Below are 22,939 nucleotides of genomic sequence, written 5' to 3' on the forward strand. Positions count from 1 at the left end.
GGCCTGCACACGGCCCGGTCCGGCGCGTCGGCTCTCCGGCGTACCTACCCGTGCGACGTACATGTGCGACGGGCGCCGATCGGTAGCAGACTCGGGAGGGAAAGCGCACGGGGGGTCTCTCGAAGGAGCGATGATGCTCACCACCCGTTACGTCCCAGGTTCACCGAACTGGGCAGATCTCGCCACGCCCGACATCGAGGGCGCGAAGACCTTCTACGGAGGCGTCCTCGGCTGGAACCACGTGTCGGCCGGCCCCGAATTCGGCGGCTACGGCATGTTCCAGCTGGACGGCAAGACCGTCGCGGGAGCCATGCAGCTCCCCGCCGAGCAGGCCCCGCCGTCCTGGACCCTCTACTTCCAGACAGCCGACGCCACCGCCACCTCCACCGCCGTGAAGGACAACGGCGGCACGGTCGTGAACGAGCCGATGGACGTCGAGGACCTCGGCCGTATGACGCTCTGCGCCGACCCGGCCGGAGCCGGCTTCGCCGCCTGGCAGCCGGGGAAGAACACCGGCCTGGAGGCCACCGACGCTCCGGGCACCCTCTGCTGGGCCGAGCTCTCCACCCCGGACGCGGCCGCCGCCACCGGCTTCTACGGCTCCGTGTTCGGCTGGGGCACGACCTCGATGCCGATGCCGGGAGGCGGGGGCGACTACATCATGGTCCACCCCGAGGGCAGAGGCCCGGACGGCATGTTCGCGGGGATCGTCCCCACCGCGGCCGATCCCGCCCCCGCCACGACAGGGCCGAACTGGCTCCTGTACTTCGGCACGGCCGACTGCGATGCTGCCGTGGCGGACGCGGACCGACTGGGCGGCACGACCGTCCTGGAGCCCAGGGACATCGAGGGTGTCGGCCGTTTCGCGGTGCTGACCGACCCGTACGGCGCACGATTCGCGCTCATGCAGGGCATCGCGCAGGACGCGTGACCGAGGGCCGTGACACGGCGGCGTTGATCGAATGTTTATCGGCACCAGGCAGCGTGTGTGTCATGCCGATCGATCCCACGAACACCCTCACCAGCATCACCGGACGCACGGGGCAGGAGCTCGCGTGGCAGGAGAACGCCCTGTGCGCCCAGACCGGCCCCGAGTTCTTCTTCCCGGCCCCCGGCTCCTCCACCCGCGAGGCCAAGCAGCTCTGCGGTGCCTGCGAAGGACGGCGGGAATGCCTCGAATACGCCCTGGACAACGACGAACGCTTCGGGGTGTGGGGCGGGCTGTCGGAGAAGGAGCGCGAACGCCTGCGCCGCAGCGGCGCCGCGAGTACCGCCTGAGCCCGCTCGTGTGAAGACAGGTGCAGTTCGGACAGGTCAGGAGGCGGGCAGCTGGAACGTCTCGCCGTACATCTTCCAGCGCAGCGGCAGCGCGAGATCCATGTTGCCGTCCCGGAGGAAGACCCGCTGCGCCGTGTCGATGCGTGAGGTGTCCCGCTGTGTCTCGGTCATCTTCGTCCTGATCACGAACCGGCCCCGGTCGAGGAAGGCGTTCAGATACTCCTTCTCCGAACCGCCCTCGGCCGCCGTCTTCGCCTTCCGCATCGCCGAGTGCCGGATGCCGTAGAAGCCGCCCTCGTCGAGACCGGGCCCGTGCAGCACCATCGCGTCGTAGTAGATGAACTGGCCCAGCGTGCTCAGGCCGTCCATCTTCGCCAGCCGCACCGCCGGGTCGAAGTAGACACGGTCGCGTGTCCTGTCCTGAGCCTCGCGGAAGGCGGGATTCCCGGCCGCCGTCACCCACGCCTCCGTGAAGCCGGGGTCCAGACCCTTGTGCGAGTCGGTGCCGTCCACGTCGCGCAGCGCGGGGAGGTACGGCGCCAGCGGGTTGTCCGGGTGGGCCTTGGTGTACTCCTCGACGAGCTGGAGCATGTCGTTGGTGCCCGAGCAGAATCCGACGATGCCGGCCGTGTAGCCGTTGCCGTCGTCCAGGTCCTCGATCGCGTCGTACTGACCGCGCCAGTCCAGCGTGGAGTTCTCGGCGCTCGCGATGATCCGGGCGGCCGTGTCCTTCTTGTCGGGAGCCGCGAGACCCGGCGGCATCTTCCTGATCCGCTCCTCCAGCTCCGCCTTCTCGCCGTCGCTCCCGGAGGCGAGGGGATCGGGGGCGGTGCTCGCTGTGCCCGCAGGCGGATTGTCGGCCAGAACGCCGGAGTCGCCGTCTCCGCCGAAGATGACGGAGACGACGACCAGGACAGGTGCGCCTATGAGGAAGAGACGGGTGACGGGCTTCACGCCGCACAGCGTACGATGCCCGATTCGAACACCCGTGGGGAGTCCCCCTCGAAATCAACACACCCTGGTGGGACGCGTGATGAATTCGTGTCGCCCTCGACGGGGCGAGGGCACGGAGTCGGCGTCGGCGGGGACGCCGGCCCCCGTCGGCGCGGGATCAGCCGGCGGCGCGCGCGGCCATCCGCGCCTTGCGGGCGGCGAGCTTCTCGTCGAACTTGCTCGCCTCGGAGTCGAGCCCGCTCATGTACAGGCCCAGCTCTTCCTGCGCCTTGAGCCCCTCGGGGCCCAGCCCGTCGATGTCGAGCACCTTCAGATAGCGCAGCACCGGCTGGATCACGTCGTCGTGGTGGATGCGCATGTTGTAGATCTCGCCGATCGCCATCTGCGCGGCGGCGCGCTCGAAGCCCGGCATGCCGTGTCCCGGCATCCGGAAGTCCACGACCACGTCGCGCACGGACTGCATGGTCAGGTCCGGGGCGATATCGAAGGCCGCGCCGAGCAGATTGCGGTAGAAGACCATGTGCAGGTTCTCGTCGGTGGCGATACGCGCCAGCATCCGGTCGCAGACGGGGTCGCCCGACTGGTGGCCGGTGTTGCGGTGCGAGACCCGGGTCGCCAGCTCCTGGAAGGCGACGTACGCGACGGAGTGCAGCATCGAGTGCCGGTTGTCCGACGTGAAGCCCTCCGCCATGTGCGTCATCCGGAACTGCTCCAGCTTGTCCGGGTCCACGGCGCGCGAGGCGAGCAGATAGTCACGCATCACGATGCCGTGCCGGCCCTCCTCGGCGGTCCAGCGGTGCACCCAGGTGCCCCAGGCGCCGTCGCGGCCGAAGAGGCTGGCGATCTCGTGGTGGTAGCTGGGGAGGTTGTCCTCGGTCAGCAGATTCACCACGAGGGCGATCTTGCCGATGTCGGTCACCTTGGACTGCTGCGGCTCCCAGGCCGTGCCGTCCTCGAAGAGACCGGGGAAGTTGTGGGCGTCGGACCAGGGCACGTACTCGTGCGGCATCCAGTCCTTGGCGACCTTGAGATGGCGGTTGAGTTCTTTCTCCACCACCTCTTCCAGTGCATACAGCAGCCGGGCGTCGGTCCACGCCTCCGAACTGCCGAGATGGGGAGAGGTGAGTGTCACGTGTGCTCCTGGGGACGGGAGTAGTACCTACGGGTTCGTAGGTTACGTGACCGTAGGTTAAGGGTGCAGTAAGGGGAGAGCCAACCCCGGATCCGCGACGTCCTGTCGCATACGGCTATTCGCGCAGGTCACGAAGGCGTACCGAGAGGCAGGTCACGCACCCTTCGAGCTTCTCGAACTCGCTGATGTCCACCGGAACGGGCTCAAGACCGAGACCCGCGAACAGTTCCGCGCTGCGCGGCGCGGACGCCGCCATCAACAGCTTCTCGCCGCCGAGCAGCACCACGTGCGACCCCGCCTCCTCGGGTACGGACAGGAACCGCGGGAAGAGCGACGGGTCGTCGACGAGCGGCGCGTAGCCGATCACGGTCCCGTCCGGGAGCGCGGTCACCGCCGACTTCAGATGCAGCACCTTGCTCACCGGTACGGCGACGACCCGCGCGCCCAGCGGCTCGAACGCGGCGCTCAGCTGCCGCAGGCCCTCGTCGTTCGTCCGCCCGCCCTGCCCCACGTACACCGTGTCGCCGACCTTGAGCACATCGCCGCCGTCGAGCGTGCCCGGCTCCGTCACCCGTTCGACCCGGCAGCCGAGCGCGGACAGCGCCTCCTCGACCGCCGCCGTCTCCGGCCGCCGCGACTCGGCGCCGGACCGGGCGATCAGCGCGACGTCACGGAACATCACCACCGGGTCCTCCACGAACACCGCGTCCGGGCAGTCGTCGGCGGGCGCCACCTCCGTCGTCCGCCAGCCGTGCTCCCGCAGCACGGCGGTGTACGACTCCCACTGCGCGAGGGCCAGGTCGGCGTCGACCGGCGTGCGTTCCAGATGGGTCACCAGGCCCTCGGTGAGACGGGGTCCTGGGCGGCGGATCAGGGCTTTCCTGCTGGTCATGGGCTTCTCCGGAGCGGTCGTGGTCGGGTCCGTCGGGCCGGTCAGGTCCGGCGGCATCCCGGCGGTGCCGTCGGGGTGCCGCCGGACCCGACCACGCTACGTCAGCCCGCGATCACCGGAGGCGCGCTCACGTCGCCACCTCCGCCCCCACCTCCCGCCGCAGATACTCCGCGGTGAAGGACTTGGGATGGCGCAGCAGTTCGGCCGGTGTTCCCTCGAAGACGATCTCGCCGCCGTGCTTCCCGCCGTCCGGGCCGAGGTCGATCACCCAGTCCGCGCGCTTGACGACATCCATGTTGTGCTCGACGCAGATCACCGAGTTCCCCGCGTCCACCAGCCGGTCGAGCAGCGCCAGCAGGGTGCCCACGTCCGCCATGTGCAGCCCGGTGGTCGGCTCGTCCAGGACGTACACGCTGCCCGTACGGTGCAGTTGGGTCGCCAGCTTGATGCGCTGCCGCTCCCCGCCCGACAGCGAACTCAGCGGCTGACCGAGCGTCAGATAGGTCAGCCCTACGTCGTTCAGCGTCCGAAGCTTGCGCAGCATCGCCCGGTCGCCGCCGAACTCCTCGAAGAACGGGATCGCCTGAGCGGCCGTCATGTTCAGTACGTCGACGATCGACCGGCCGCCCACCCGCAGCGCCAGTACGCCGTCGTTGAACCGCCGCCCCTCGCACACGTGGCAGACCGTCGTCACCGGATCCATGAACGCCAGATCGGTGTGGATGACCCCGCGCCCCGCGCACTCGGCGCAGGCGCCCGACGAGTTGAAGCTGAAGAGGCCCGGCTCGACCCCGTTCTCCTTCGCGTACACCTTGCGAATGATGTCCATGACGCCGAGATACGACGCCGGGGTGGACCGCGACGAGGCCGTGATCGCGCCCTGGTCGATGACGATCGCGTCCGGGTGCGCCGCCGTGAAGACCCGGGAGACCAGCGTCGACTTGCCCGACCCCGCGACGCCGGTCACCGCCGTCAGCACCCCGGCCGGGAACGTCACGTCGATGCCCTTCAGATTGTGCAACGCGGCTCCACGCACCGGCAGTTGGCCGGTGGGGGAGCGGAAGGTCCCCTTCATGGGGGTACGGCTCACGAGATGCCGGCCGGTGAGGGTGTCGGCGTTCCGCAGCTGCTCCACCGTGCCCTCGAACACCACGTGCCCGCCGTCCGCGCCCGCCCGGGGCCCCATGTCGACGACATGGTCCGCGATCGCCACCACGTCCGGGTCGTGTTCCACCACCAGCACCGTGTTGCCCCGGTCGCGCAGCCGCCGCAGCAGATCGTTCAGCCGGCCCACGTCGCGCGGGTGCAGCCCCACGCTCGGCTCGTCGAAGATGAAGGTCAGCCCCGTCAGTGAACTCCCCAGATGCCGCACCATCTTGAGCCGCTGCCCCTCACCGCCGGAGAGCGTGGTCGTCTCCCGGTCCAGGCTCAGATAGCCGAGCCCGATTCCGACCAGCCGGTCGAGCCGGGCGCGCGCGGCGGCGGCGATCGGTGTGGCCACCGGGTCGTCGATCCGCGCCAGCACGTCCACCAGGTCCCCGACTTCCATGCGGGTGTAGTCGGCGATGTTCAGACCGTCGATACGGGTCGCGAGCGCCGCCTCGTTCAGCCGCGCCCCGCCGCACACGTCGCACACCCGCTGCGCGGTGAACCGGTGCGCGGCCTCCTGGCGCTTCTCGGACATGGTGGCGGTGTCCCGCTTGAGGAAGAGCCGGGTGAAACGGCCCACGACACCCTCGAACCGCATATCGGCGGAACCCGTCCGCAGCTCCAGGGTGACGGTGAAGTCACCGCCATGGAGCAGCAGTTGGCGTTCCTCGGCGGTGTACCGGTCGAGCGGCTTGTCCGGGTCGAAGTGGCCCGAGCCGGCGTACAGCTTCCACTCCCAGCTGCCCACGGAGAGCCCCGGCAGCAGCAGCGCGCCCCCGTTCAGGGACTTCGACCAGTCGACCGCGCGGTCGAGGTCGAGCCGGACCACCCGCCCCACGCCGTCGCACTCCGGGCACATGCCGGCCGGGTCGTTGAAGGAGTACGCGGTGGCCGCCCCCGCGCTCGGCGTGCCGTACCGCGAGAACAGCACCCGGATCACCGAGTAGATGTCGGTCATCGTGCCGACGGTGGAGCGGATGTTGCCGCCGACCGGCTTCTGGTCGATGACGATCGCCACCGACAGGTCGTCGATCGCCTCGACGTGCGGCCGTTCGTGCTTGGGCAGCCGGTTCCTGATGAACGTCGTGAAGGTCTCGTTGAGCTGGCGCTGTGACTCCACGGCGATGGTGTCGAAGACGATCGAGGACTTGCCGGACCCGGAGACCCCGGTGAAGACGGTGATCCGGTCCTTCGGGATGGTGAGCGAGACGTCCCTGAGGTTGTTCTCACGGGCGCCCACGATGGTGATGTTCTGAGGCATGGGCCCGAAGCTAATCGGGAATCCAGACAGCTACTGTCCGGATTCCCGATCGGCCGCGCACCTTTTCCGGCGAGGCCCGGAGCGGGCCTCAGGACAGGCCCCGGGACGGCCGCCTCAGGCCGGGCCCCGCGACGGCGGCCTCAGGAGGCGCCCTGGGACGGCGGCTCAGCCCGTACCTCCTCCACCGTCGTGTCACGCAGCTCGCCGTCCAGCATCAGCCACCGCGTGACGCCGATCGACTCCAGGAACGGCACGTCGTGGCTCGCCACGACCAGGGCGCCCCGGTACGCCCCCAGCGCCGCCGTGAGCGCGCGCACGCTCGCCAGGTCGAGATTGTTCGTCGGCTCGTCCAGCATCAGCAGCCGGGGCGCCGGATCCGCGAGCAGCAGGGCGGCCAGCGAGGCGCGGAACCGCTCCCCGCCCGACAGGGTCCCGGCCGGCTGGTTCGCCCGCGCGCCCCGGAACAGGAAGCGGGCGAGCCGCGCCCGGATCTCGTTGTCCGTGGCGGCGGGCGCGAACCGCTTCACGTTCTCCGCCACGCTCAGCGCGTCGTCCAGGACGTCGAGCCGCTGCGGCAGGAAGCGCGTCGGCACCAGTGCCTCGGCCTCGCCCGAGACCGGCGCCAGTTCCCCGGCGACCGTCCGCAGGAGCGTCGTCTTGCCCGCCCCGTTCCGGCCCACCAGCGCGATCCGCTCCGGGCCGTGGATCGCGAACTCGCCCGAGGCCCGCGCGCCGTACCGCAGCTCCAGCTCGCGCAGCCGCAGCACGCCGATGCCGGAGTGCACCTCCGTGGCGGGCAGTTCGATCCGGATCTCGTCGTCGTCGCGCACCGCGTCGACCGCCTCGTCGAGCCGTTCCCTGGCCTCCGCGAGCTTGGTGGTGTGCATGATGCGGTGCTTGCCGGCCGACACCTGCGCCTGGCGTTTGCGCTCCTGCATGATGGCCTTCGGCTCGCGCTTGGTGTCCCACATCTTCTGTCCGTAGCGCTTACGTCGTGCCAACTTGACCTGCGCGTCGGCCAGTTCGCGCTTCTGCCGCTGCACGTCGCCCTCGGCGACGCGCACCATGCGTATCGAGGCCTCCTGTTCGACGGCGAGGGCCTCCTCGTACGCGGAGAAGTTCCCGCCGTACCAGGTGACCTCGCCGTCCCGCAGATCGGCGATCCGGTCGACCAGATCGAGCAGTTCACGGTCGTGGCTGACCACGACCAGCACCCCCGTCCAGGCGTCGACGGCCGCGTGCAGCCGCCTGCGCGCGTACAGATCCAGATTGTTCGTCGGCTCGTCGAGCAGCAGCACCGAGGGGCGGGCCAGCAGCAGGGCCGCCAGCCGCAGCAGCACGCACTCGCCGCCCGACACCTCGCCGATGGTCCGGTCGAGGCCGATATGGCCGAGCCCGAGCTGGTCGAGGGTGGCGCGCGCCCGTTCCTCGACGTCCCAGTCGTCGCCGATCGTGGTGAAGTTCTCCTCGCTCGCGTCGCCCGCCTCGACAGCGAGCAGCGCGGCTCGGACACCGGCGATGCCGAGCGCCTGGTCGACGCGGAGACCGGTGTCGAGTACGGCGTCCTGCGGGAGGTAGCCGATCTCACCCACCGCGTTCGTCCTGCCGTCGGTGGGCGTGAGCACGCCGGCGATCAGCTTCAACAGGGTTGATTTTCCGGACCCGTTGACGCCGACAAGGCCGGTCCTGCCCGGCCCGACGGCCAGTTGGAAGTCCTCGAACACGACGGACCCGTCCGGCCAGGCGAAGGAGAGCGCGGAGCAGGTGATTTGGGGGGAAGTAGACATACGGGTCTCCAGGTTGCTGCGAAGGGATGCGGGGCAACGGTGGGAGACACCGGCGGAGGGCACCGGGGAAGGACGGCTCGACAGCCGAGGTCACACGCGGTGCGCGCGGGTACAGAGCCGCGCGGCACGGTGTCTCAGGACCTCAGAAGAGCAACGTCCTACTCCGTTCGGTGACAACAAGGACGCTGTACACCGTACGAGGGCATGGGTGCGGGAGCAACGGGTTTTTCGGCCGCCGGGCGGCGGGCGCGAGGCAGGGGGCCCGGGGGGTTCAGCAGGCGTCGCGCAGCAACTCCGCGACGTCGTGGTCCAGATCGAGATACAGATGCTCGCGGCCGACGGGCACGGCCCCCAGCGAGCGGTCGAGGAAGCGCCGCACCTCCGAGGTGCGGACATGGACCATCGCGACGCCCTCGGGGGCGTGGAACTCCAGGACCGTACGGTCGTAACCGAACGGCCGCACCCGTACGTCACCGAGCCCGGCCGGTTCGTCCATCCCGATCGTCAGCAGCTCGCGCGAGAACGACCAGGCCACCTCCGTGCCCTCCAGCGTCGCCGTGGCCGGGAACGCCATCTGCACGGCGAACGGATCCTCGCCGTCGTACCGCAGGGTCGCGGGGACGGTCTCCAGCTGTGGCGCCGAGGCGACCAGCCGGGCTTGCAGGGCCTGCTCGATGACGTTGGACAAGGCCAGCTCCCCTTTGCACGGCTCGGGCGGATGAGTGTCTTCCGCTACAGGGAAAGACGACGCAACGCGCTGAAGAGTGCTCGTTGAACGGCGTGACCTACGTCACCGTTTTCCCTACTCACGGGTCGGGTACCCGGCGAGGTCGTCCGCCGCCCTGATTCGTCCTGGATTCGCCGGTGGTTCACCGGGGCGGCTGCTCGCGGTACTGCCCGAGTCCGGGCGCGGTGCGGGCCACGGCGAACTCCGTGATCCGGTACGCGCACACCCCGCCGACCACGAAGGGATCCGCCGCGGTCAGCGCCTCCACCGCCGCGCGATCGTCCCCGACCGCCAGGATCACACCCCCGTCACGCGGCTTCTTGCGGCCCGACGCGATGAAGGTCCCCGCCGCGAAGTGCGCGTCCACCCAGGCGAGATGATCCGCCGAGAGCGCGTCGACACGGTCGAGCGGTGCGGTGTAGGTCAGCTCCAGTACGAACATGATCGCCAGGTTAGCGGCGGGGCGACGGTACGCGGACGGCGCCGCCCACGGCCTGCGCCCACGACCCACGGCCACGACCTAGGCTGGCGCACCATGACGACGATCAGGACACCCGCCGACGAGGCCGAAGCCAGGGCGATCCAGGACGAGTTGCGCGAGCGCGTCGTGCTCGACGAGGTGGGGCCGGCGGTCGGGACCGGGCTGGTGACCGGGGTCGACGTCGCGTACGACGACGAGCGGGACATCGTCGCCGCCGCGGCCGTCGTCCTCGACGCGGCCACGCTCGCCGTCGTGGACGAGGCGACCGCCGTCGGCCGGGTCGCCTTTCCGTATGTGCCGGGGCTGCTCGCCTTCCGTGAGATCCCGACCGTGCTCGCCGCCCTCGACGCCCTGACGTCGGATCCAGGCCTGGTCGTCTGCGACGGCTACGGCCGCGCCCACCCGCGCCGGTTCGGACTCGCCAGCCATCTCGGGGTGCTGACCGGGCTGCCGGTGATCGGTGTCGCCAAGAACCCGTTCACCTTCTCGTACGAGCAGCCCGGCCCCCGGCGTGGCGACTTCTCGCCACTGGTGGCCGACGACGGCGAGGAGGTGGGCCGGGCGCTGCGTACACAGGACGGTGTGAAGCCCGTGTTCGTCTCGGTCGGGCACCGGACCGGCCTCGACGCCGCCTGCGCGCACACCCTGCGGCTGGCCCCGGACTTCCGTATCCCGGAGACGACCCGCCGGGCGGACACGCTCTGCCGGCTCGCGCTGCGCGAGGCGGTGGCGGCCGCCGGCTCGACGCAGACCACGGGGACCACGGAGACCCTGGAGACCCCCCGCGGAAATTGATTCGCCGCGGAGCGATGAGTTTCGCGCGGCGCCCCGGTCTGCCCTCCGAAAGCGAACAGATATACGTAGGGGGCACGGCATGACCGGCACAGCAGGCACAGCTCAGACCGATCTCCGGTACGTGACGTCGAAGGACGGCACATCGATCGCCTACCGCGCGAGCGGCGCAGGGCCCGTCCTGATCATGGTGTCCGGCGCACTCGGCACCGGCACCGGCCCGGCGGACTCCGTCATCGGCGCTCCGCTGGCCACCGAGTACACGGTGATCGACTTCGACAGACGCGGACGCGGCCACAGCGGCGACACCGAGCCCTACGCGGTGGCGCGCGAGGTCGAGGACATCGAGGCGCTCATCGACGCCCACGGCGGGCGGGCCGCCGTCTTCGGCTTCTCGTCCGGCGCCGCGCTCGCGCTGGCGGCGGCCGACGGGCTCGGCGCCAAGGTGGGCGGAGTCGCCCTGTACGAGCCGCCGTTCATCATCGACGACAGCCGCCCGCCGCTGCCCGCCGACTACGTCGAGCAGATCAGGGCCGCCGTGGCGGCGGGCCGCAGGGACCAGGCCGTGGCGCTGTTCCTGACCGACGCGGTAGGCATTCCCGCCGAGTACGTGGACGCCATGAAGAACCAGCCCGCGGCGCCGGCCGCGGAGGGCGAGATCCAGCCGCCGTCCTGGGCGGACATGGAGGAGGTCGCCCACACCCTCGCGTACGACGGCCTCGTCATGGGCGACACGATGTCCGGCAAGCCGCTCCCCACCGGTCTCTGGAGCGGTGTGACCGCACCCGCGCTGGTGATCTGCGGCGGCGAGAGCGACCCGTTCATGCGGGCGGGCGCCAAGTCGGCCGCCGGGCTGGTGCCCCACGCCGAGTACCGCGAACTCCCCGGCCAGAGCCACCAGTTCGACCCGGCGGCGCTGGCGCCTCTGCTGCGCGAATTCCTCGCGGACCGCGTGACCCGGTGAGCTGGCCCGTGACCCGTTGAGCTGACCCGCCGTCGGTACTCCAGCCCGGCGGCGGGTTCGGTACGAGCGCGGCGGCCCGTGCTGGGGGCGGGCCGCCGCGCTCCGCTGTCCTCGTCCGTACGGCCCGGTATCAGCGCGAGTGCGCGACCCGGAACGTCATCCCGGCCGACCGCAGCCGGCCCAGCAGCGCGTCACCCATCGCGGCGGCGGTGGTGACCTGGCCCGCCGTGTCGGGCAGATCGTCGAAGGCCAGGCTCAGCACCGACTCGGCCAGCATCTTCGCCGACTCGTCGTACCCCGGATCGCCGCCCGCGACCTCGGTGAACACCCTGCGCCCACCGCCCTCGCCCACGAACCGCACCGTGAACCAACTGGTGCTCCTGCGCGCCTCGCCGGGCCCGGCACCCGGCTCGTAACGGTTCATCAGCGCCCGTCGGACCGCCGGAACCTGCGCCAGCGCGATGCCCGTCCCCGCTGCCACCGTGCCGCCCAGGGCGACCGGCAGCGACTTGACGGCGGCGAAGTGCCGGTAGCGGAAGTCGGGGCCGTACCGGGGCAGCGCCGCCGCCGAGCGCGCCACCACCTGCGCGTCGAGCGTGGGCAGCGGCAGCGCCCAGACGCCGGTCTCCTTGCTGAAGTGCGGCGCGCCCGGCGACGTGACGGCCCGCCGCCCGACCAGCCGGGGCTCGTGCAGCCGCCGCTGCTTCGCGGCCTCCATGGTCTGCCGGCCCCGGCTCAGCGCGTTCAGGGCCGTGGCGAGGGTCCCGCCGGAGAAGAACGCGTTGGTGCGGACGAACCCGTCGATGCGCAGCGGCACGTCCACGGGCAGCTGCCGGACCGTGAAGTACGCGCCCAGATCGTGCGGTACGGAGTCGAACCCGCAGGCGTGCACCAGCCGCGCCCCGGTCTGCCGCGCCCGGTCCTCGTACGCCAGATACATCCGGTCGACGAACTCCTGCTCGCCGCAGAGATCCGCGTAGTCGGTCCCGGCCTCCGCGCAGGCGGCGACCAGGTCCTCCCCGTGCCAGAGATACGGGCCGACCGTCGTGGCGAGCACCTTGGTGGACTCGGCGAGCGCGCGCAGCGACGCCGGGTCGGCGGAGTCGGCCACCAGCAGGGGGAGGTCCGCGCAGAGCGGGGAGAGCTTGGCCAGCCGGTTCCGCAGTTTCTCCAGCTTGGCCAGGTCGCGGCCGGCTATCGCCCAGCGGCAGCCCTCGGGCGCGCTCAGGGCGAGATATTCGGCCGTGAGCGTTCCGACGAAGCCGGTCGCCCCGAAGAGCACCACGTCGTACGGGCGTTCCGCCCCGTTCTGCCTGTTCATCGAGTCTCCGCCGTTCGAGCCGCGCCGCGATCGGTGCCGTTGTCGGGGGCCGAGGCTAGCGCCTGGGCGGGCGGAACGGGGTAGTGGGTGACCAGCATCGGACGTCACGGGCGGAAGTCTGCGACCATCGGGTAGGAACAAGCGCTTGCTTGCCCGGCGGCCCCGGCGGGGCTTGTGCGCGGTGGTGGGCGTTCCTAACATCATTGCTGTTACATCGTTGGTGTCACACCGCTGGGGGCTCACCATGACAACAACCGCGAACGGCCCGAGCACCGGTGCCGGGGCCCCGAACGGCCCGCTCGCCGGGGTTCGGGTGGTCGAGCTGGCCGGTATCGGGCCCGGCCCCTTCGCCGCCATGCAACTGGCCGACCTCGGCGCCGACGTCGTACGCGTCGACCGGCCGGGCGGCGCCGGGCTCGGGATCGACCCGGCGTATGACCTCATGAACCGCAACAAGCGCTCCGTACTCGTCGACCTCAAGGCCGACGACGGCCCCGCCCAGGTCCTCGACCTGGTCGAGCGCGCCGACGTCCTCATCGAGGGCTACCGCCCCGGCGTCGCCGAACGCCTCGGCATCGGCCCCGAGGAATGCCTCGCCCGCAATCCCCGCCTGGTGTACGGCCGGATGACCGGCTGGGGCCAGGACGGCCCGCTCGCCCAGCGCGCCGGGCACGACATCGACTACATCGCCGTCGCCGGCACCCTCTCCATGTTCGGCGAGGCCGACCGGCCGCCCACCGTCCCCGCCAACCTCGTCGGCGACTACGCGGGCGGCTCCCTCTACCTGGTCATCGGCGTCCTCGCCGCCCTTCAGCACGCCCGCACACCCGGCGGCACGGGCCAGGTCGTGGACGCGGCGATCGTCGACGGCGCCGCCCATCTGACCACGATGATCCACGCGATGACGGCTGCCGGCGGCTGGCAGGACCGGCGCGGGGCGAACCTGCTGGACGGCGGAGCGCCCTTCTACGGCAACTACGAGACGGCCGACGGCGAGTACATGGCCGTCGGCGCGCTGGAGCAGCGGTTCTACAACGAGTTCATCGACCTGCTCGGCATCAAGGACGACGTCCCCGCCCGTAAGGACTTCGGCCGCTGGGACGAGCTGAGGTCCGCGGTCGCCGCCCGGTTCAAGGAGAAGACCCGCGCCGAGTGGACGGCCGTCTTCGAGGAGTCGGACGCCTGTGTGGCGCCCGTGCTGTCGCTGCGCGAGGCCCCCGCCCATCCGCACCTCGTGGCCCGCGGCACCTTCACCGAACACGCGGGTGTCACCCAGCCGGCTCCCGCACCGCGCTTCTCGGCCACGCCCACCTCCGTACGGAGCGCGCCCGCGCTGCCGGGGGCGGACACCGAGCGGATCGCCGACGACTGGGACGTACCGAGCATCCGAAGCACCGGCACCGGCACGAGCACCGGCCCCGCCACCCCCAACGACTCCTGAGAGGCCGCCGTCTTGAGTACCGAAGCGTATGTGTACGACGCGATCCGCACCCCGCGCGGTCGCGGCAAGGCCAACGGTGCCCTGCACGGCACCAAGCCGATCGACCTCGTCGTCGGCCTGATCCACGAGATCCGCGACCGGTTCCCCGACCTGGACCCGGCGGCGATCGACGACGTCGTCCTCGGCGTCGTCAGCCCCCTCGGCGACCAGGGCTCCGACATCGCCCGCGTCGCCGCCCTCGCCGCCGGACTGCCCGACACCGTCGCGGGCGTCCAGGAGAACCGCTTCTGCGCCTCCGGCCTCGAAGCGGTCAACCTGGCCGCCGCCAAGGTCCGTTCGGGCTGGGAGGACCTGATCCTGGCCGGTGGCGTCGAGTCGATGTCACGCGTGCCGATGGGCTCCGACGGCGGCGCCTGGGCGATGGACCCGATGACCAGCCTCCGTACGGGCTTCGCCCCCCAGGGCATCGGCGCCGACCTGATCGCCACCATCGGCGGCTTCACCCGGCGCGACGTCGACGAGTTCGCCGCGCTGTCGCAGGAGCGCGCGGCGGCGGCCTGGAAGGACGGCCGCTTCGCCCGCTCCGTCGTCCCCGTCCGCGACGTCAACGGGCTCACCGTCCTCGACCACGACGAGCATCTGCGGCCCGGCACCACGGCCGACACGCTCGCCTCGCTCAAGCCGTCGTTCGCGCAGATCGGCGACCTCGGCGGATTCGACGCGGTGGCGCTCCAGAAGTACCACTGGGTCGAGAAGATCGACCATGTGCACCACGCGGGCAACTCCTCCGGCATCGTGGACGGCGCGTCCCTCGTCGCGATCGGCTCGAAGGAGACCGGCGAGCGGTACGGCATGAGGCCGCGCGCCCGAATCGTCTCGGCCGCCGTGTCCGGCTCCGAGCCCACGATCATGCTGACCGGGCCCGCGCCCGCCAGCCGCAAGGCACTCGCCAAGGCCGGACTGACCATCGACGACATCGACCTCGTGGAGATCAACGAGGCGTTCGCCGCCGTCGTCCTGCGCTACGTCGCCGACATGGGGCTCTCGCTGGACCAGGTCAACGTCAACGGCGGCGCCATCGCGCTCGGCCACCCGCTCGGCGCCACCGGCGCGATGATCCTCGGCACCCTCGTGGACGAACTGGAACGCCAGGACAAGCGGTACGGCCTCGCCACGCTCTGCGTCGGCGGCGGCATGGGAGTCGCCACCATCGTCGAACGCGTGTGACAGTTCCGTCCGTCCCGTCCGTCCCGTCCGTCCCGTCCGCCAAGCATCTCTTCTCTACGGAGCAGCAGCATGAGCGAGTCCACCACCATCCGCTGGGAGCAGGACGGGACGGGCGTCGTCACCCTCGTCCTCGACGACCCCGACCAGTCGGCCAACACCATGAACCAGGCCTTCCGGACCTCGGTCGCCGCCATCGCGGCACGCGCGGAGGCCGAGAAGGACAGCATCCGCGGCATCATCGTCACCTCTGCCAAGAAGACGTTCTTCGCGGGCGGCGACCTCAAGGACATGATCAAGCTCGGTCCGGGCGACGCGCAGCAGGCGTACGACGCCGGCCTGGCCGTCAAGCGCGCCCTGCGCACCATCGAGACCCTCGGCAAGCCCGTCGTCGCCGCCATCAACGGCGCGGCCCTGGGCGGCGGTTACGAGATCGCGCTCGCCTGCCACCACCGCGTCGCGCTCGACGCGCCCGGCTCCAAGATCGGCCTGCCCGAGGTCACCCTCGGCCTGCTGCCCGCGGGCGGCGGCGTCACCCGTACCGTACGGCTCCTCGGCATCTCCGACGCGCTGCTCAAGGTGCTGCTCCAGGGCACCCAGTACTCGCCGCGCCGCGCGCTGGACAACGGCCTCGTCCATGAAGTCGCCGCCACCACCGAGGAGATGCTGGACCGGGCGCGCGCGTTCATCGACGCGCACCCCGAGTCGTGGCAGCCGTGGGACGTCAAGGGCTACAGGATCCCCGGCGGTACGCCCTCCAGCCCGCGCTTCGCCGCGAACCTCCCGGCCTTCCCCGCCAACCTCCAGAAGCAGACCGGCGGCGCGCCCTATCCCGCGCCCCGCAACATCCTGGCCGCCGCCGTCGAGGGCTCGCAGGTCGACTTCGAGACCGCGCAGACCATCGAGGCCAGGTACTTCACCGAACTGGTCACCGGGCAGACCGCCAAGAACATGATCCAGGCGTTCTTCTTCGACCTCCAGGCGGTCAACTCGGGCGCCAGCCGCCCCCAGGACATCGACAGGCGCCCGGTGCGCAAGGTCGCCGTACTCGGCGCCGGGATGATGGGCGCGGGCATCGCCTACTCGTGCGCCCGCGCCGGTATCGACGTCGTCCTCAAGGACGTCACGACCCAGGCGGCGGCCAAGGGCAAGGCGTACTCGGAGAAGCTGCTGGCCAAGGCGGTCGCCCGGGGCCGTACGACCGAGGCCGGCCGGGACGCGGTGCTGGCGCGGATCACCCCGACCGGCGAGGTCGCGGACCTCGCGGGCTGCGACGCGGTGATCGAGGCGGTCTTCGAGGACACGGCGCTCAAGCACAAGGTGTTCCAGGAGATCCAGGACGTGGTCGAGCCCGACGCGCTCCTGTGCTCCAACACCTCGACGCTGCCCATCACCGCCCTCGCCGAAGGCGTCACGCGGCCCGCCGACTTCATCGGTCTGCACTTCTTCTCACCCGTCGACAAGATGCCGCTCGTGGAGATCATCAAGGGCGGGAAGACCGGCGACGAGGCGCTCGCGCGCGCCTTCGACCTGGTACGGCAGATCAAGAAGACACCGATCGTCGTCAACGACTCGCGTGGCTTCTTCACCTCGCGCGTCATCGGCCGGTTCATCAACGAGGGCGTCGCGATGGTCGCCGAGGGTGTCGAGCCCGCCTCCGTCGAGCAGGCGGCGGCGCAGGCCGGCTACCCCGCCAAGGTCCTCTCCCTGATGGACGAGCTGACCCTCACGCTGCCGCGCAAGATCCGGAACGAGACGCGGCGCGCGGTCGAGGAGGCGGGCGGCACCTGGACCCCGCACCCGGCCGACGCGGTCATCGACCGCATGGTGGACGACTTCGGCCGCCCGGGGCGCGCAGGCGGCGCCGGCTTCTACGACTACGCCGACGACGGCAGCCGTACCGGCCTCTGGCCGGGCCTGCGCGAGCACTTCACCAAGCCGGACGCGGACGTGCCGTTCACCGACCTGAAGGAGCGCATGCTCTTCTCGGAGGCGCTGGACTCCGTGCGCTGCCTGGACGAGAACGTCCTGACGACGGTCGCCGACGCCAACATCGGCTCCATCATGGGCATCGGCTTCCCGGCCTGGACGGGCGGGGTGCTCCAGTACATCAACGGGTACGAGGGCGGCCTGCCCGGCTTCGTCGCGCGGGCGCGGGAGTTGGCCGGGACGTACGGGGAGCGGTTCGCACCGCCCGCGTCGCTGGTGGCGAAGGCCGAGCGCGGCGAGACGTTCCACGACGCCTAGGGGGTGTCTTGCCGATCTTGCCGGGCCCGGTGCCGCGGCCGGGAACGTCGGCCGGGTTGCGCGGCCGTGGGCCGCGCTTGTTCTCGATCGCCGGACGGGCTCAATCGAGCCCGTCCGTGAACGCGGCCCGCAGCTCCTCCTTCAGCGAGCGCTGGAACGCCGTCACCAGCGCCTGCACGACCATCGGCTGCATATGGGCGGACAGCGACCTCATCGCCGCCACACGCTCCGGGTCCGGCTCGCTCTCCTCGTACGGTTTCCACACCTCGTCCCGGAAGAGGCGGGAGAGCGCGTGCGCGGCGGAGCGGGTGTGCTCCAGCAGGACCGTACGGGCGGCGAGGATCGTCTCGTGTGCGATCGGCACGTCCAGCAGCTCGACGCCGAGGCGCAGCAGCCCCGGATCGAGCCGGTAGTGGCCGGGGGCGTCGGCACGGGCCAGGACACCCATGGCCGCCAGCCGGTCGACGTCCCCCTCGGAGAGGACCCGCCCCGCGCGCCGCTCCAGCTCGGCCCGCGTCGCGTCCTCCGCCGAGTCAGGCGCCCAGGTCGCCACCAGCGCCCGGTGGATCGCCAGGTCGTGCGCGCTCAGGTCCGGCGGCAGCTGCTCCAGATAGCGCTCGATCGCCGCGAGGGTCATGCCCTGGTGCTGAAGCTCCTCGATGAGCGCGAGCCGCGAGAGGTGGTCGTGGCCGTAGTGGCCGACGCGGCGCGGGCCGATCACCGGGGGCGGCAGCAGACCGCGGGTGCTGTAGAAGCGGATGGTGCGCACCGTGACGCCGGCGCGCGCGGCCAGCTCGTCGACGGTGAGCGTCGGCTCCTGGGGCGCCCCGGATGCGGTCTCCATGCCGACAGTATTGCTGTCTCACCAGTACTGCGAAAGACAGGCGAGGACCGCGCGCACCCCTCAGGAGGAGGGCGGCGCCGGCTGGGCCGGGGGCGGGGGCTTCGACTGCTGGGTCGTCGTGGGCGGCGGCTGGCTGTTGGGGGCCTTCTTCGTTCCGTAGTGATCCCGGTTCCTGCGACGTACCGGGGCGGGATTCTCGGCGCTCGCCGGGGTTTCTGTGGACGGTTCCGGAGTGTCCTGCATTCGAACTCCTCGTCACATGGGTAGGTGCGTCGATGCCATTGAAGCGCATAGCGCCTCTGTCCCGCCCGGCACAGAAAGCGGTCCATGCTGCCGTCCACGATCCTCGGTCTCGTCCTGCTCATCGTCGTGCTCCTGCCAGGAGCCGCCCACATCAAGGTCAGGCAGCTCCGGTGGCCCGAACGGGACGTCTCCCCGCTGTGGGAGACGCTCCGTCTGATCACCATCAGCGTCGTCGCCGACGCCCTGGCGCTGGCGCTGCTCGGCCTGTGCCGGGTGTGGGCCCCTGGCTCGACCCCGGATGTGGGCACCCTGGTCCGGGAGCCGGGCCCCTATGCCCGCTCCCACTACGTCTCCCTGCTGTGGTGGTCGCTGGCGCTGCTGCTGGCCGCTGTCTGCGGGGCGGCGTGGTGCGGGACGGAACGCGCCACGCGGCTGGCCGCGCGGCTGCCGTTCGTCGGCCGGTACGTGCCCGAGGGCGAGCACCCGTCCCGGGTCTCCGCCTGGTGGCAGGCGTTCAACGAGTGGCCCGAGGCGCGCGTGCAGGTCGGCTGTCTGCTGGAGGACGGCGCGTACTGGTCCGGGTGGCTGCGCTCGTACTCGAACCGGGTCTCGGACGACGCCGAGCGCGAACTCGTCCTGGGCGGGCCCCTGTTCTACCGTCCGCCGGGAGCGGCCGTGGAGGCCGAACTGCCCGACACCGGCGCGGTGATCCTCAGTGCCCGCCGGATCACCGCGATCACCGTCACCTATGTGCTGCCTCCCGTGCCCACGCCCCCGAGCCCGTCCCCCTCGCCGTGAGGGGGCGGGTCAGCACCCGTGGAAGGAGAGGACGGCCCAGCCGAGGACACCGGCGTCCGCCCGCGCCGACGCCCAGGGGCCGGACGCCTCTCCAGGCTCCGGGGCCAGCTCCGCGATCTGCGGGTACGCCGCGTGTTTCTGCGCGTTGGTGGAGTCCCGCACCCAGATCTGAGCCTGTCTCAGCGCCTGCTCCGGCTCCATCCCCTCGCCCAGCCAGTGGGCGTAGAACCGGTCGGTGATCAGCGCGCAGACCCAGCCGTCCGCGTCCCAGCCGGTCGCCATCACCCCGGCGTAGCCGCTTTGCAGGAACGCGGACGGCATCCCTGCGGCCTCGTCGAGCACCGCCTGGTCCAGCGCCCCGGTGCGGCAGGCCGGCAGGACCGCCATGCGTACGTCCAGGGCGTCGAGTCTCAGCACGTCCCGCACCGTCAGCAGCCGGTCCTGCGACATGACGAGCCCTCCGTCGAGCGGCGAGCCGTCCACCACTTCCCCGTGACACGCGAAGTGCTGGACCGAGGCGTGCGGGAGCGCCGCGAGCACGGCCTCGCGGGTGGCCTCCGGGCCGCCGAGGGACGCTCCGGTTCCGCTCCGGAAATGCCGCCGGGCCAGGTGTATCTGCCACTTCGCGGAGGGCAGCGGGGTGTAGGACACCGGTGTCGGCTCCGTCACCGTCAGCAGGGTGTGGTGCCGGCCGGTCAGGGACCGGATCGTGTGGGCGGCGCCGAGGGCCCGCACATTGGCCTGGTAGCTGACGGCGAGGTCGTCGATCACATGCCGGTGGCCGGTCGGAGCCGTGGTGTCCGGTCGGCGGGCGGCGTGCAGCGGGAGCAGGCCGAGCCCGCCCACCGCTATCAGCGACACCTTCGGGACACCGCGGAGCCTGCGCATCACGGGGGCCATCACGCCGGTCCACAGCCGGTCGGCCACGGCGTCGCACTTGTCTTCGCGCTCCGCTTCGTCCCGCGTGTCCAGCGCGTCCCGCCAGTCGCCCACCAGCCCGTCCAGCACCGACGTGGTGAGTGAGGGCAGCGGGATCCGGAACGGACGCGCGTTCTCGGTCGCGGGCAGCGAGAGCGCCAGGCCGCCGCGGTCGGTCGCCAGGAGGTAGACGACGTGTGTGCCCGACTCCCGTACGGTCAGGGCCAGTTCGCCGTACGAGGGTGGCGGCAGGAAACTCGCGAGCCCCGCCGCCTCGCGGATCTCCGCGACCACGGCGTCGAACCGGTCGCGTACGCGCGCGGCCCGCGTCGCGTCCGTCCCCGTCCCCTCTCCCGGCTGCGTCCCCGGCTGTGTCCCCGTGCCGCCGGACCAGCCGCCGAGAAGCTCCGCGTCGGAGCGCGCCACCTCGGTGGCGGCGTCCCGGAACGCGTCGGCGAGATCGGAACGGTCCGCCCGCCGCAGCCGGTCCAGGTCGGCGGCCCGCCGTTCCAGCGCCTCGGTGAGCATCAGCGCCCGGCCCGACTCGACGGCGACGACGGCCCGGCCCAGCATTCCGGACTCGGCGAAGGCGTAGGCCGCACGGGCGCCCATCCCCTCGGCGCTGGACAGGACCGATGTCTTGTCGCCGCGCGTGACCTGGACACGGCTGAGGTGATGCAGTGCGCTCAGCCCGTGACGGTACGCCTCGGCCGCCTCCAGCAGCGCACCTCGGCGCCATGCCCGGTCGCCCCAGGCCCGCGCCGTGCTGTACTCGACGGCGGGGCTGAACTCTGCCGCCGCGTCGCACGCCCGCTTCGCCGCTCGCGTAGCCGTTTCGTCGTCCTCCGGCGCACCGCTGATCTCCGCCTTGGCCAGCCGTATGCGGAACAACTCGGCCAGCAGGGCGGGCCGGTTGGCGCTGTCGGCCGGTAACCGCCCTTCCAACTCCGCGAGTTGGGCGGCGGCGGCCTCCAGGCCGGACGGATCGCGGCGGAGGGCGGCGAGACCGGCTCGGCACTGCGCCTGGGTGGTGCCCGCGAGCGGGGCCTCCCGTTCGTTGAAGGTGCCGCGGGCGAGTGCCTCCGTGATCTCTTCGAGCGCCTTCTCCCACAGCGGCCCGGCGGACCGCGGCCGGAGGCGCGCGAGGTCCATCAGGCAGTGGGCGGACATCCGCAGGGCGTGCGCGCGTACGGGCCCGTCGCCGGCGAGGTCGATCGCGCGGGAAGCCAGGGTCGCCGCGTCGTACAGATCCTGCGACGCCGGATCATCCGCACCCCCGCGCGCCTGATGACGACGGAAGAGAGCGAAGCTCTGATTCAGCAGGAAGGCCGGATCGGTGGAGGCCGCCCCGTCGTTCCGGAGGAGGTCGACGGCCTCGTCGCCGGCCTGCAGACGGCCGCCGCGGTGCAGGCGAATCTCCGCGAGAACGGCCTCCACGCTCCTCGCCCGGTCGCCGATGATGCCGTGCAGGGGACCGCGGTCGGCGGACTGCCGCCTGAGCAGGTCCTCGGCCTCGGGCAACGCGCCGGTGTCGCCCGTACGCTGATGGCGTACGAGGGCGATCTGGCCCAGCACATGGGATCGCACCGCGGAGTAGCCGGGGACGTCGTCACCCAGCCCCGAGGCGTCCAGCTCCCTGATGATGTCGTGAGCCTCCGTCAGATGCCGCTCGTCGTCGGAGACTCTGGTGTACGAGCTCAGCAGGGCGTTGGCCAGATTGCAGCGGGCCACCAGCGGCAGCCGCCCGTCGGACGAGTTCGCCAGCAGCCGCGCCGCCTCCCGGCACCGTTCGATCGCCCGCGTCAGCAGCGCGTTGTCGTTCGACGCCTCCCATTCGCTGTGGTCCAGCGTGCCCAACTGCAGGACGGCCAGGCCACGTTCCTCGTCCCCGGCGCCCGAACGTCGGTATGCGCGCTCCAACTGCTCGCGCTGCGAACCCCCGCCCGCGCCCGGTACGGATGCCGGTCCGGACGTGCCGGAGGAGCCGGGAAGGTACGTTCTGAACACGCTGATGTTGCCCTCGATGTCCCGGACCGCCTCGGCGGCGGCGAGACCGCGGGTGGTACCGCCGAAGCGGGTGGCGTCCCCGGCGGCGAGGTCCCGGGCCTCCGTCAAGTGGCCTATCGCCTCAAGGAGTTGCTCCGGTTGATCCAGCCGTGCCTGGCACCGGTAGGCGCAGTAGAGGCTCGTCGCGAGGTTCGCCAGGGCCGGGATACGGCGCTCGGGGCGGTGCCCCGCCGCCGCGAGAGCCGCCCTGTCCTCCCGCACCGCCGCGTCGACCTGATCGCACGGGATGTTCTCGTCACGCGGCTCGTGTCGCGATCTGCCCAGATTCATTCTCCACGCCCTCAGGCAAGGTCCCGGTTCCGCTCCCGGCCCGGCACGGGCAAGGTCACCGGAACAACCACCCCAAAGCAGTCCCCACGCGGGCGAACCACTCAGGACTGATCAGCATGGCCTTCGAGGGCGGGCGGCGCATCCCGAAC

Annotated in this window: 19 protein-coding genes; 9 read left to right on the forward strand and 10 right to left on the reverse strand. The window is 71.4% G+C overall.

Annotation, left to right across the window (positions count from 1 at the left end; genetic code table 11):
* The first annotated feature begins 133 nt into the window (after positions 1–133).
* Complete coding sequence (locus ACFT9I_RS27715) at positions 134–931, forward strand: VOC family protein (RefSeq protein ID WP_382568612.1); 798 nt, start codon at positions 134–136, stop codon at positions 929–931.
* A gap of 62 nt (positions 932–993) precedes the next feature.
* A complete protein-coding gene (locus ACFT9I_RS27720) occupies positions 994–1,278 on the forward strand; it encodes a WhiB family transcriptional regulator (protein ID WP_354606514.1) in 285 nt (94 codons plus the stop codon).
* Positions 1,279–1,314: 36 nt separating this feature from the next.
* Here ACFT9I_RS27720 and ACFT9I_RS27725 read toward each other — a convergent pair whose 3' ends face one another.
* From ACFT9I_RS27725 to ACFT9I_RS27755, 7 genes are all read right to left on the reverse strand, one after another.
* Positions 1,315–2,232, reverse strand: a complete 918-nt coding sequence (locus ACFT9I_RS27725; protein WP_382568614.1) for a chitosanase — start codon at positions 2,230–2,232, stop codon at positions 1,315–1,317.
* Positions 2,233–2,389: 157 nt separating this feature from the next.
* Complete coding sequence (locus ACFT9I_RS27730) at positions 2,390–3,364, reverse strand: acyl-ACP desaturase (protein WP_382568616.1); 975 nt, start codon at positions 3,362–3,364, stop codon at positions 2,390–2,392.
* Between the two features lie 115 nt (positions 3,365–3,479).
* On the reverse strand, positions 3,480–4,256 hold the full coding sequence (gene ddaH / locus ACFT9I_RS27735; RefSeq protein ID WP_382568618.1) for a dimethylargininase: 777 nt from the start codon (positions 4,254–4,256) through the stop codon (positions 3,480–3,482).
* 127 nt (positions 4,257–4,383) lie between these two features.
* A complete protein-coding gene (locus ACFT9I_RS27740) occupies positions 4,384–6,666 on the reverse strand; it encodes an ATP-binding cassette domain-containing protein (protein ID WP_382568620.1) in 2,283 nt (760 codons plus the stop codon).
* Positions 6,667–6,806: 140 nt separating this feature from the next.
* Complete coding sequence (locus ACFT9I_RS27745) at positions 6,807–8,453, reverse strand: ABC-F family ATP-binding cassette domain-containing protein (protein ID WP_382568622.1); 1,647 nt, start codon at positions 8,451–8,453, stop codon at positions 6,807–6,809.
* Positions 8,454–8,724: 271 nt separating this feature from the next.
* Positions 8,725–9,141: an SsgA family sporulation/cell division regulator gene (locus ACFT9I_RS27750; RefSeq protein WP_382568624.1), complete on the reverse strand. Its 417-nt coding sequence runs from the start codon at positions 9,139–9,141 to the stop codon at positions 8,725–8,727.
* Between the two features lie 181 nt (positions 9,142–9,322).
* On the reverse strand, positions 9,323–9,622 hold the full coding sequence (locus ACFT9I_RS27755) for a YciI family protein (protein WP_382568626.1): 300 nt from the start codon (positions 9,620–9,622) through the stop codon (positions 9,323–9,325).
* Between the two features lie 93 nt (positions 9,623–9,715).
* Between ACFT9I_RS27755 and ACFT9I_RS27760 the strand changes: the two genes are divergently transcribed.
* Both ACFT9I_RS27760 and ACFT9I_RS27765 read left to right on the forward strand, forming a co-directional pair.
* Complete coding sequence (locus ACFT9I_RS27760; protein ID WP_382568628.1) at positions 9,716–10,456, forward strand: endonuclease V; 741 nt, start codon at positions 9,716–9,718, stop codon at positions 10,454–10,456.
* Between the two features lie 79 nt (positions 10,457–10,535).
* A complete protein-coding gene (locus ACFT9I_RS27765) occupies positions 10,536–11,417 on the forward strand; it encodes an alpha/beta fold hydrolase (RefSeq protein ID WP_382568630.1) in 882 nt (293 codons plus the stop codon).
* A 130-nt stretch (positions 11,418–11,547) separates the two neighbouring features.
* Here ACFT9I_RS27765 and ACFT9I_RS27770 read toward each other — a convergent pair whose 3' ends face one another.
* Positions 11,548–12,738: a saccharopine dehydrogenase family protein gene (locus ACFT9I_RS27770; RefSeq protein ID WP_382568632.1), complete on the reverse strand. Its 1,191-nt coding sequence runs from the start codon at positions 12,736–12,738 to the stop codon at positions 11,548–11,550.
* 244 nt (positions 12,739–12,982) lie between these two features.
* Here ACFT9I_RS27770 and ACFT9I_RS27775 point away from each other — a divergent pair, with 244 nt between their 5' ends.
* The 3 genes from ACFT9I_RS27775 to ACFT9I_RS27785 all read left to right on the forward strand — a co-directional run bounded on the left by ACFT9I_RS27775 (position 12,983) and on the right by ACFT9I_RS27785 (position 17,650).
* Positions 12,983–14,179 carry a CaiB/BaiF CoA transferase family protein gene (locus ACFT9I_RS27775; protein ID WP_382568634.1) on the forward strand — a complete coding sequence of 399 codons (1,197 nt, stop codon included), beginning with the start codon at positions 12,983–12,985 and terminating at the stop codon, positions 14,177–14,179.
* A 12-nt stretch (positions 14,180–14,191) separates the two neighbouring features.
* The gene (locus tag ACFT9I_RS27780; protein WP_382568636.1) at positions 14,192–15,406 is read left to right on the forward strand and encodes an acetyl-CoA C-acetyltransferase; all 1,215 of its coding nucleotides are present in this window, start codon (positions 14,192–14,194) and stop codon (positions 15,404–15,406) included.
* 69 nt (positions 15,407–15,475) lie between these two features.
* Positions 15,476–17,650, forward strand: a complete 2,175-nt coding sequence (locus ACFT9I_RS27785; protein ID WP_382568638.1) for a 3-hydroxyacyl-CoA dehydrogenase NAD-binding domain-containing protein — start codon at positions 15,476–15,478, stop codon at positions 17,648–17,650.
* 100 nt (positions 17,651–17,750) lie between these two features.
* On the opposite strand, the gene ACFT9I_RS27790 is transcribed toward ACFT9I_RS27785, so the two are convergent.
* Positions 17,751–18,494 carry a MerR family transcriptional regulator gene (locus ACFT9I_RS27790; RefSeq protein ID WP_382568640.1) on the reverse strand — a complete coding sequence of 248 codons (744 nt, stop codon included), beginning with the start codon at positions 18,492–18,494 and terminating at the stop codon, positions 17,751–17,753.
* Here ACFT9I_RS27790 and ACFT9I_RS27795 point away from each other — a divergent pair.
* Complete coding sequence (locus ACFT9I_RS27795; RefSeq protein WP_382568642.1) at positions 18,493–18,654, forward strand: hypothetical protein; 162 nt, start codon at positions 18,493–18,495, stop codon at positions 18,652–18,654. The genes ACFT9I_RS27790 and ACFT9I_RS27795 overlap by 2 nt on opposite strands.
* A gap of 167 nt (positions 18,655–18,821) precedes the next feature.
* Entirely contained in the window at positions 18,822–19,535 is a 714-nt protein-coding gene (locus tag ACFT9I_RS27800) for a DUF6338 family protein (RefSeq protein WP_382568644.1), read from the forward strand.
* Between the two features lie 9 nt (positions 19,536–19,544).
* Here the strand turns inward: ACFT9I_RS27800 and ACFT9I_RS27805 are convergent, their stop codons facing one another.
* A complete protein-coding gene (locus tag ACFT9I_RS27805) occupies positions 19,545–22,790 on the reverse strand; it encodes a CHAT domain-containing protein (protein ID WP_382568646.1) in 3,246 nt (1,081 codons plus the stop codon).
* Positions 22,791–22,939: the final 149 nt, after the last annotated feature.

This window comes from Streptomyces sp. NPDC057137 (assembly GCF_042670825.1).
Lineage (GTDB): Bacteria > Actinomycetota > Actinomycetes > Streptomycetales > Streptomycetaceae > Streptomyces.

Coding starts and splice junctions, on each gene's coding strand:
- ACFT9I_RS27770 (WP_382568632.1), bottom strand. CDS start 12,738: ATGAACAGGCAGAACGGGGCGGAACGCCCGTACGACGTGGTGCTCTTC.
- ACFT9I_RS27760 (WP_382568628.1), top strand. CDS start 9,716: ATGACGACGATCAGGACACCCGCCGACGAGGCCGAAGCCAGGGCGATC.
- ACFT9I_RS27805 (WP_382568646.1), bottom strand. CDS start 22,790: ATGAATCTGGGCAGATCGCGACACGAGCCGCGTGACGAGAACATCCCG.
- ACFT9I_RS27720 (WP_354606514.1), top strand. CDS start 994: ATGCCGATCGATCCCACGAACACCCTCACCAGCATCACCGGACGCACG.
- ACFT9I_RS27765 (WP_382568630.1), top strand. CDS start 10,536: ATGACCGGCACAGCAGGCACAGCTCAGACCGATCTCCGGTACGTGACG.
- ACFT9I_RS27795 (WP_382568642.1), top strand. CDS start 18,493: ATGCCGACAGTATTGCTGTCTCACCAGTACTGCGAAAGACAGGCGAGG.
- ddaH (WP_382568618.1), bottom strand. CDS start 4,256: ATGACCAGCAGGAAAGCCCTGATCCGCCGCCCAGGACCCCGTCTCACC.
- ACFT9I_RS27740 (WP_382568620.1), bottom strand. CDS start 6,666: ATGCCTCAGAACATCACCATCGTGGGCGCCCGTGAGAACAACCTCAGG.
- ACFT9I_RS27800 (WP_382568644.1), top strand. CDS start 18,822: ATGCTGCCGTCCACGATCCTCGGTCTCGTCCTGCTCATCGTCGTGCTC.
- ACFT9I_RS27790 (WP_382568640.1), bottom strand. CDS start 18,494: ATGGAGACCGCATCCGGGGCGCCCCAGGAGCCGACGCTCACCGTCGAC.
- ACFT9I_RS27785 (WP_382568638.1), top strand. CDS start 15,476: ATGAGCGAGTCCACCACCATCCGCTGGGAGCAGGACGGGACGGGCGTC.
- ACFT9I_RS27775 (WP_382568634.1), top strand. CDS start 12,983: ATGACAACAACCGCGAACGGCCCGAGCACCGGTGCCGGGGCCCCGAAC.
- ACFT9I_RS27745 (WP_382568622.1), bottom strand. CDS start 8,453: ATGTCTACTTCCCCCCAAATCACCTGCTCCGCGCTCTCCTTCGCCTGG.
- ACFT9I_RS27755 (WP_382568626.1), bottom strand. CDS start 9,622: ATGTTCGTACTGGAGCTGACCTACACCGCACCGCTCGACCGTGTCGAC.
- ACFT9I_RS27715 (WP_382568612.1), top strand. CDS start 134: ATGCTCACCACCCGTTACGTCCCAGGTTCACCGAACTGGGCAGATCTC.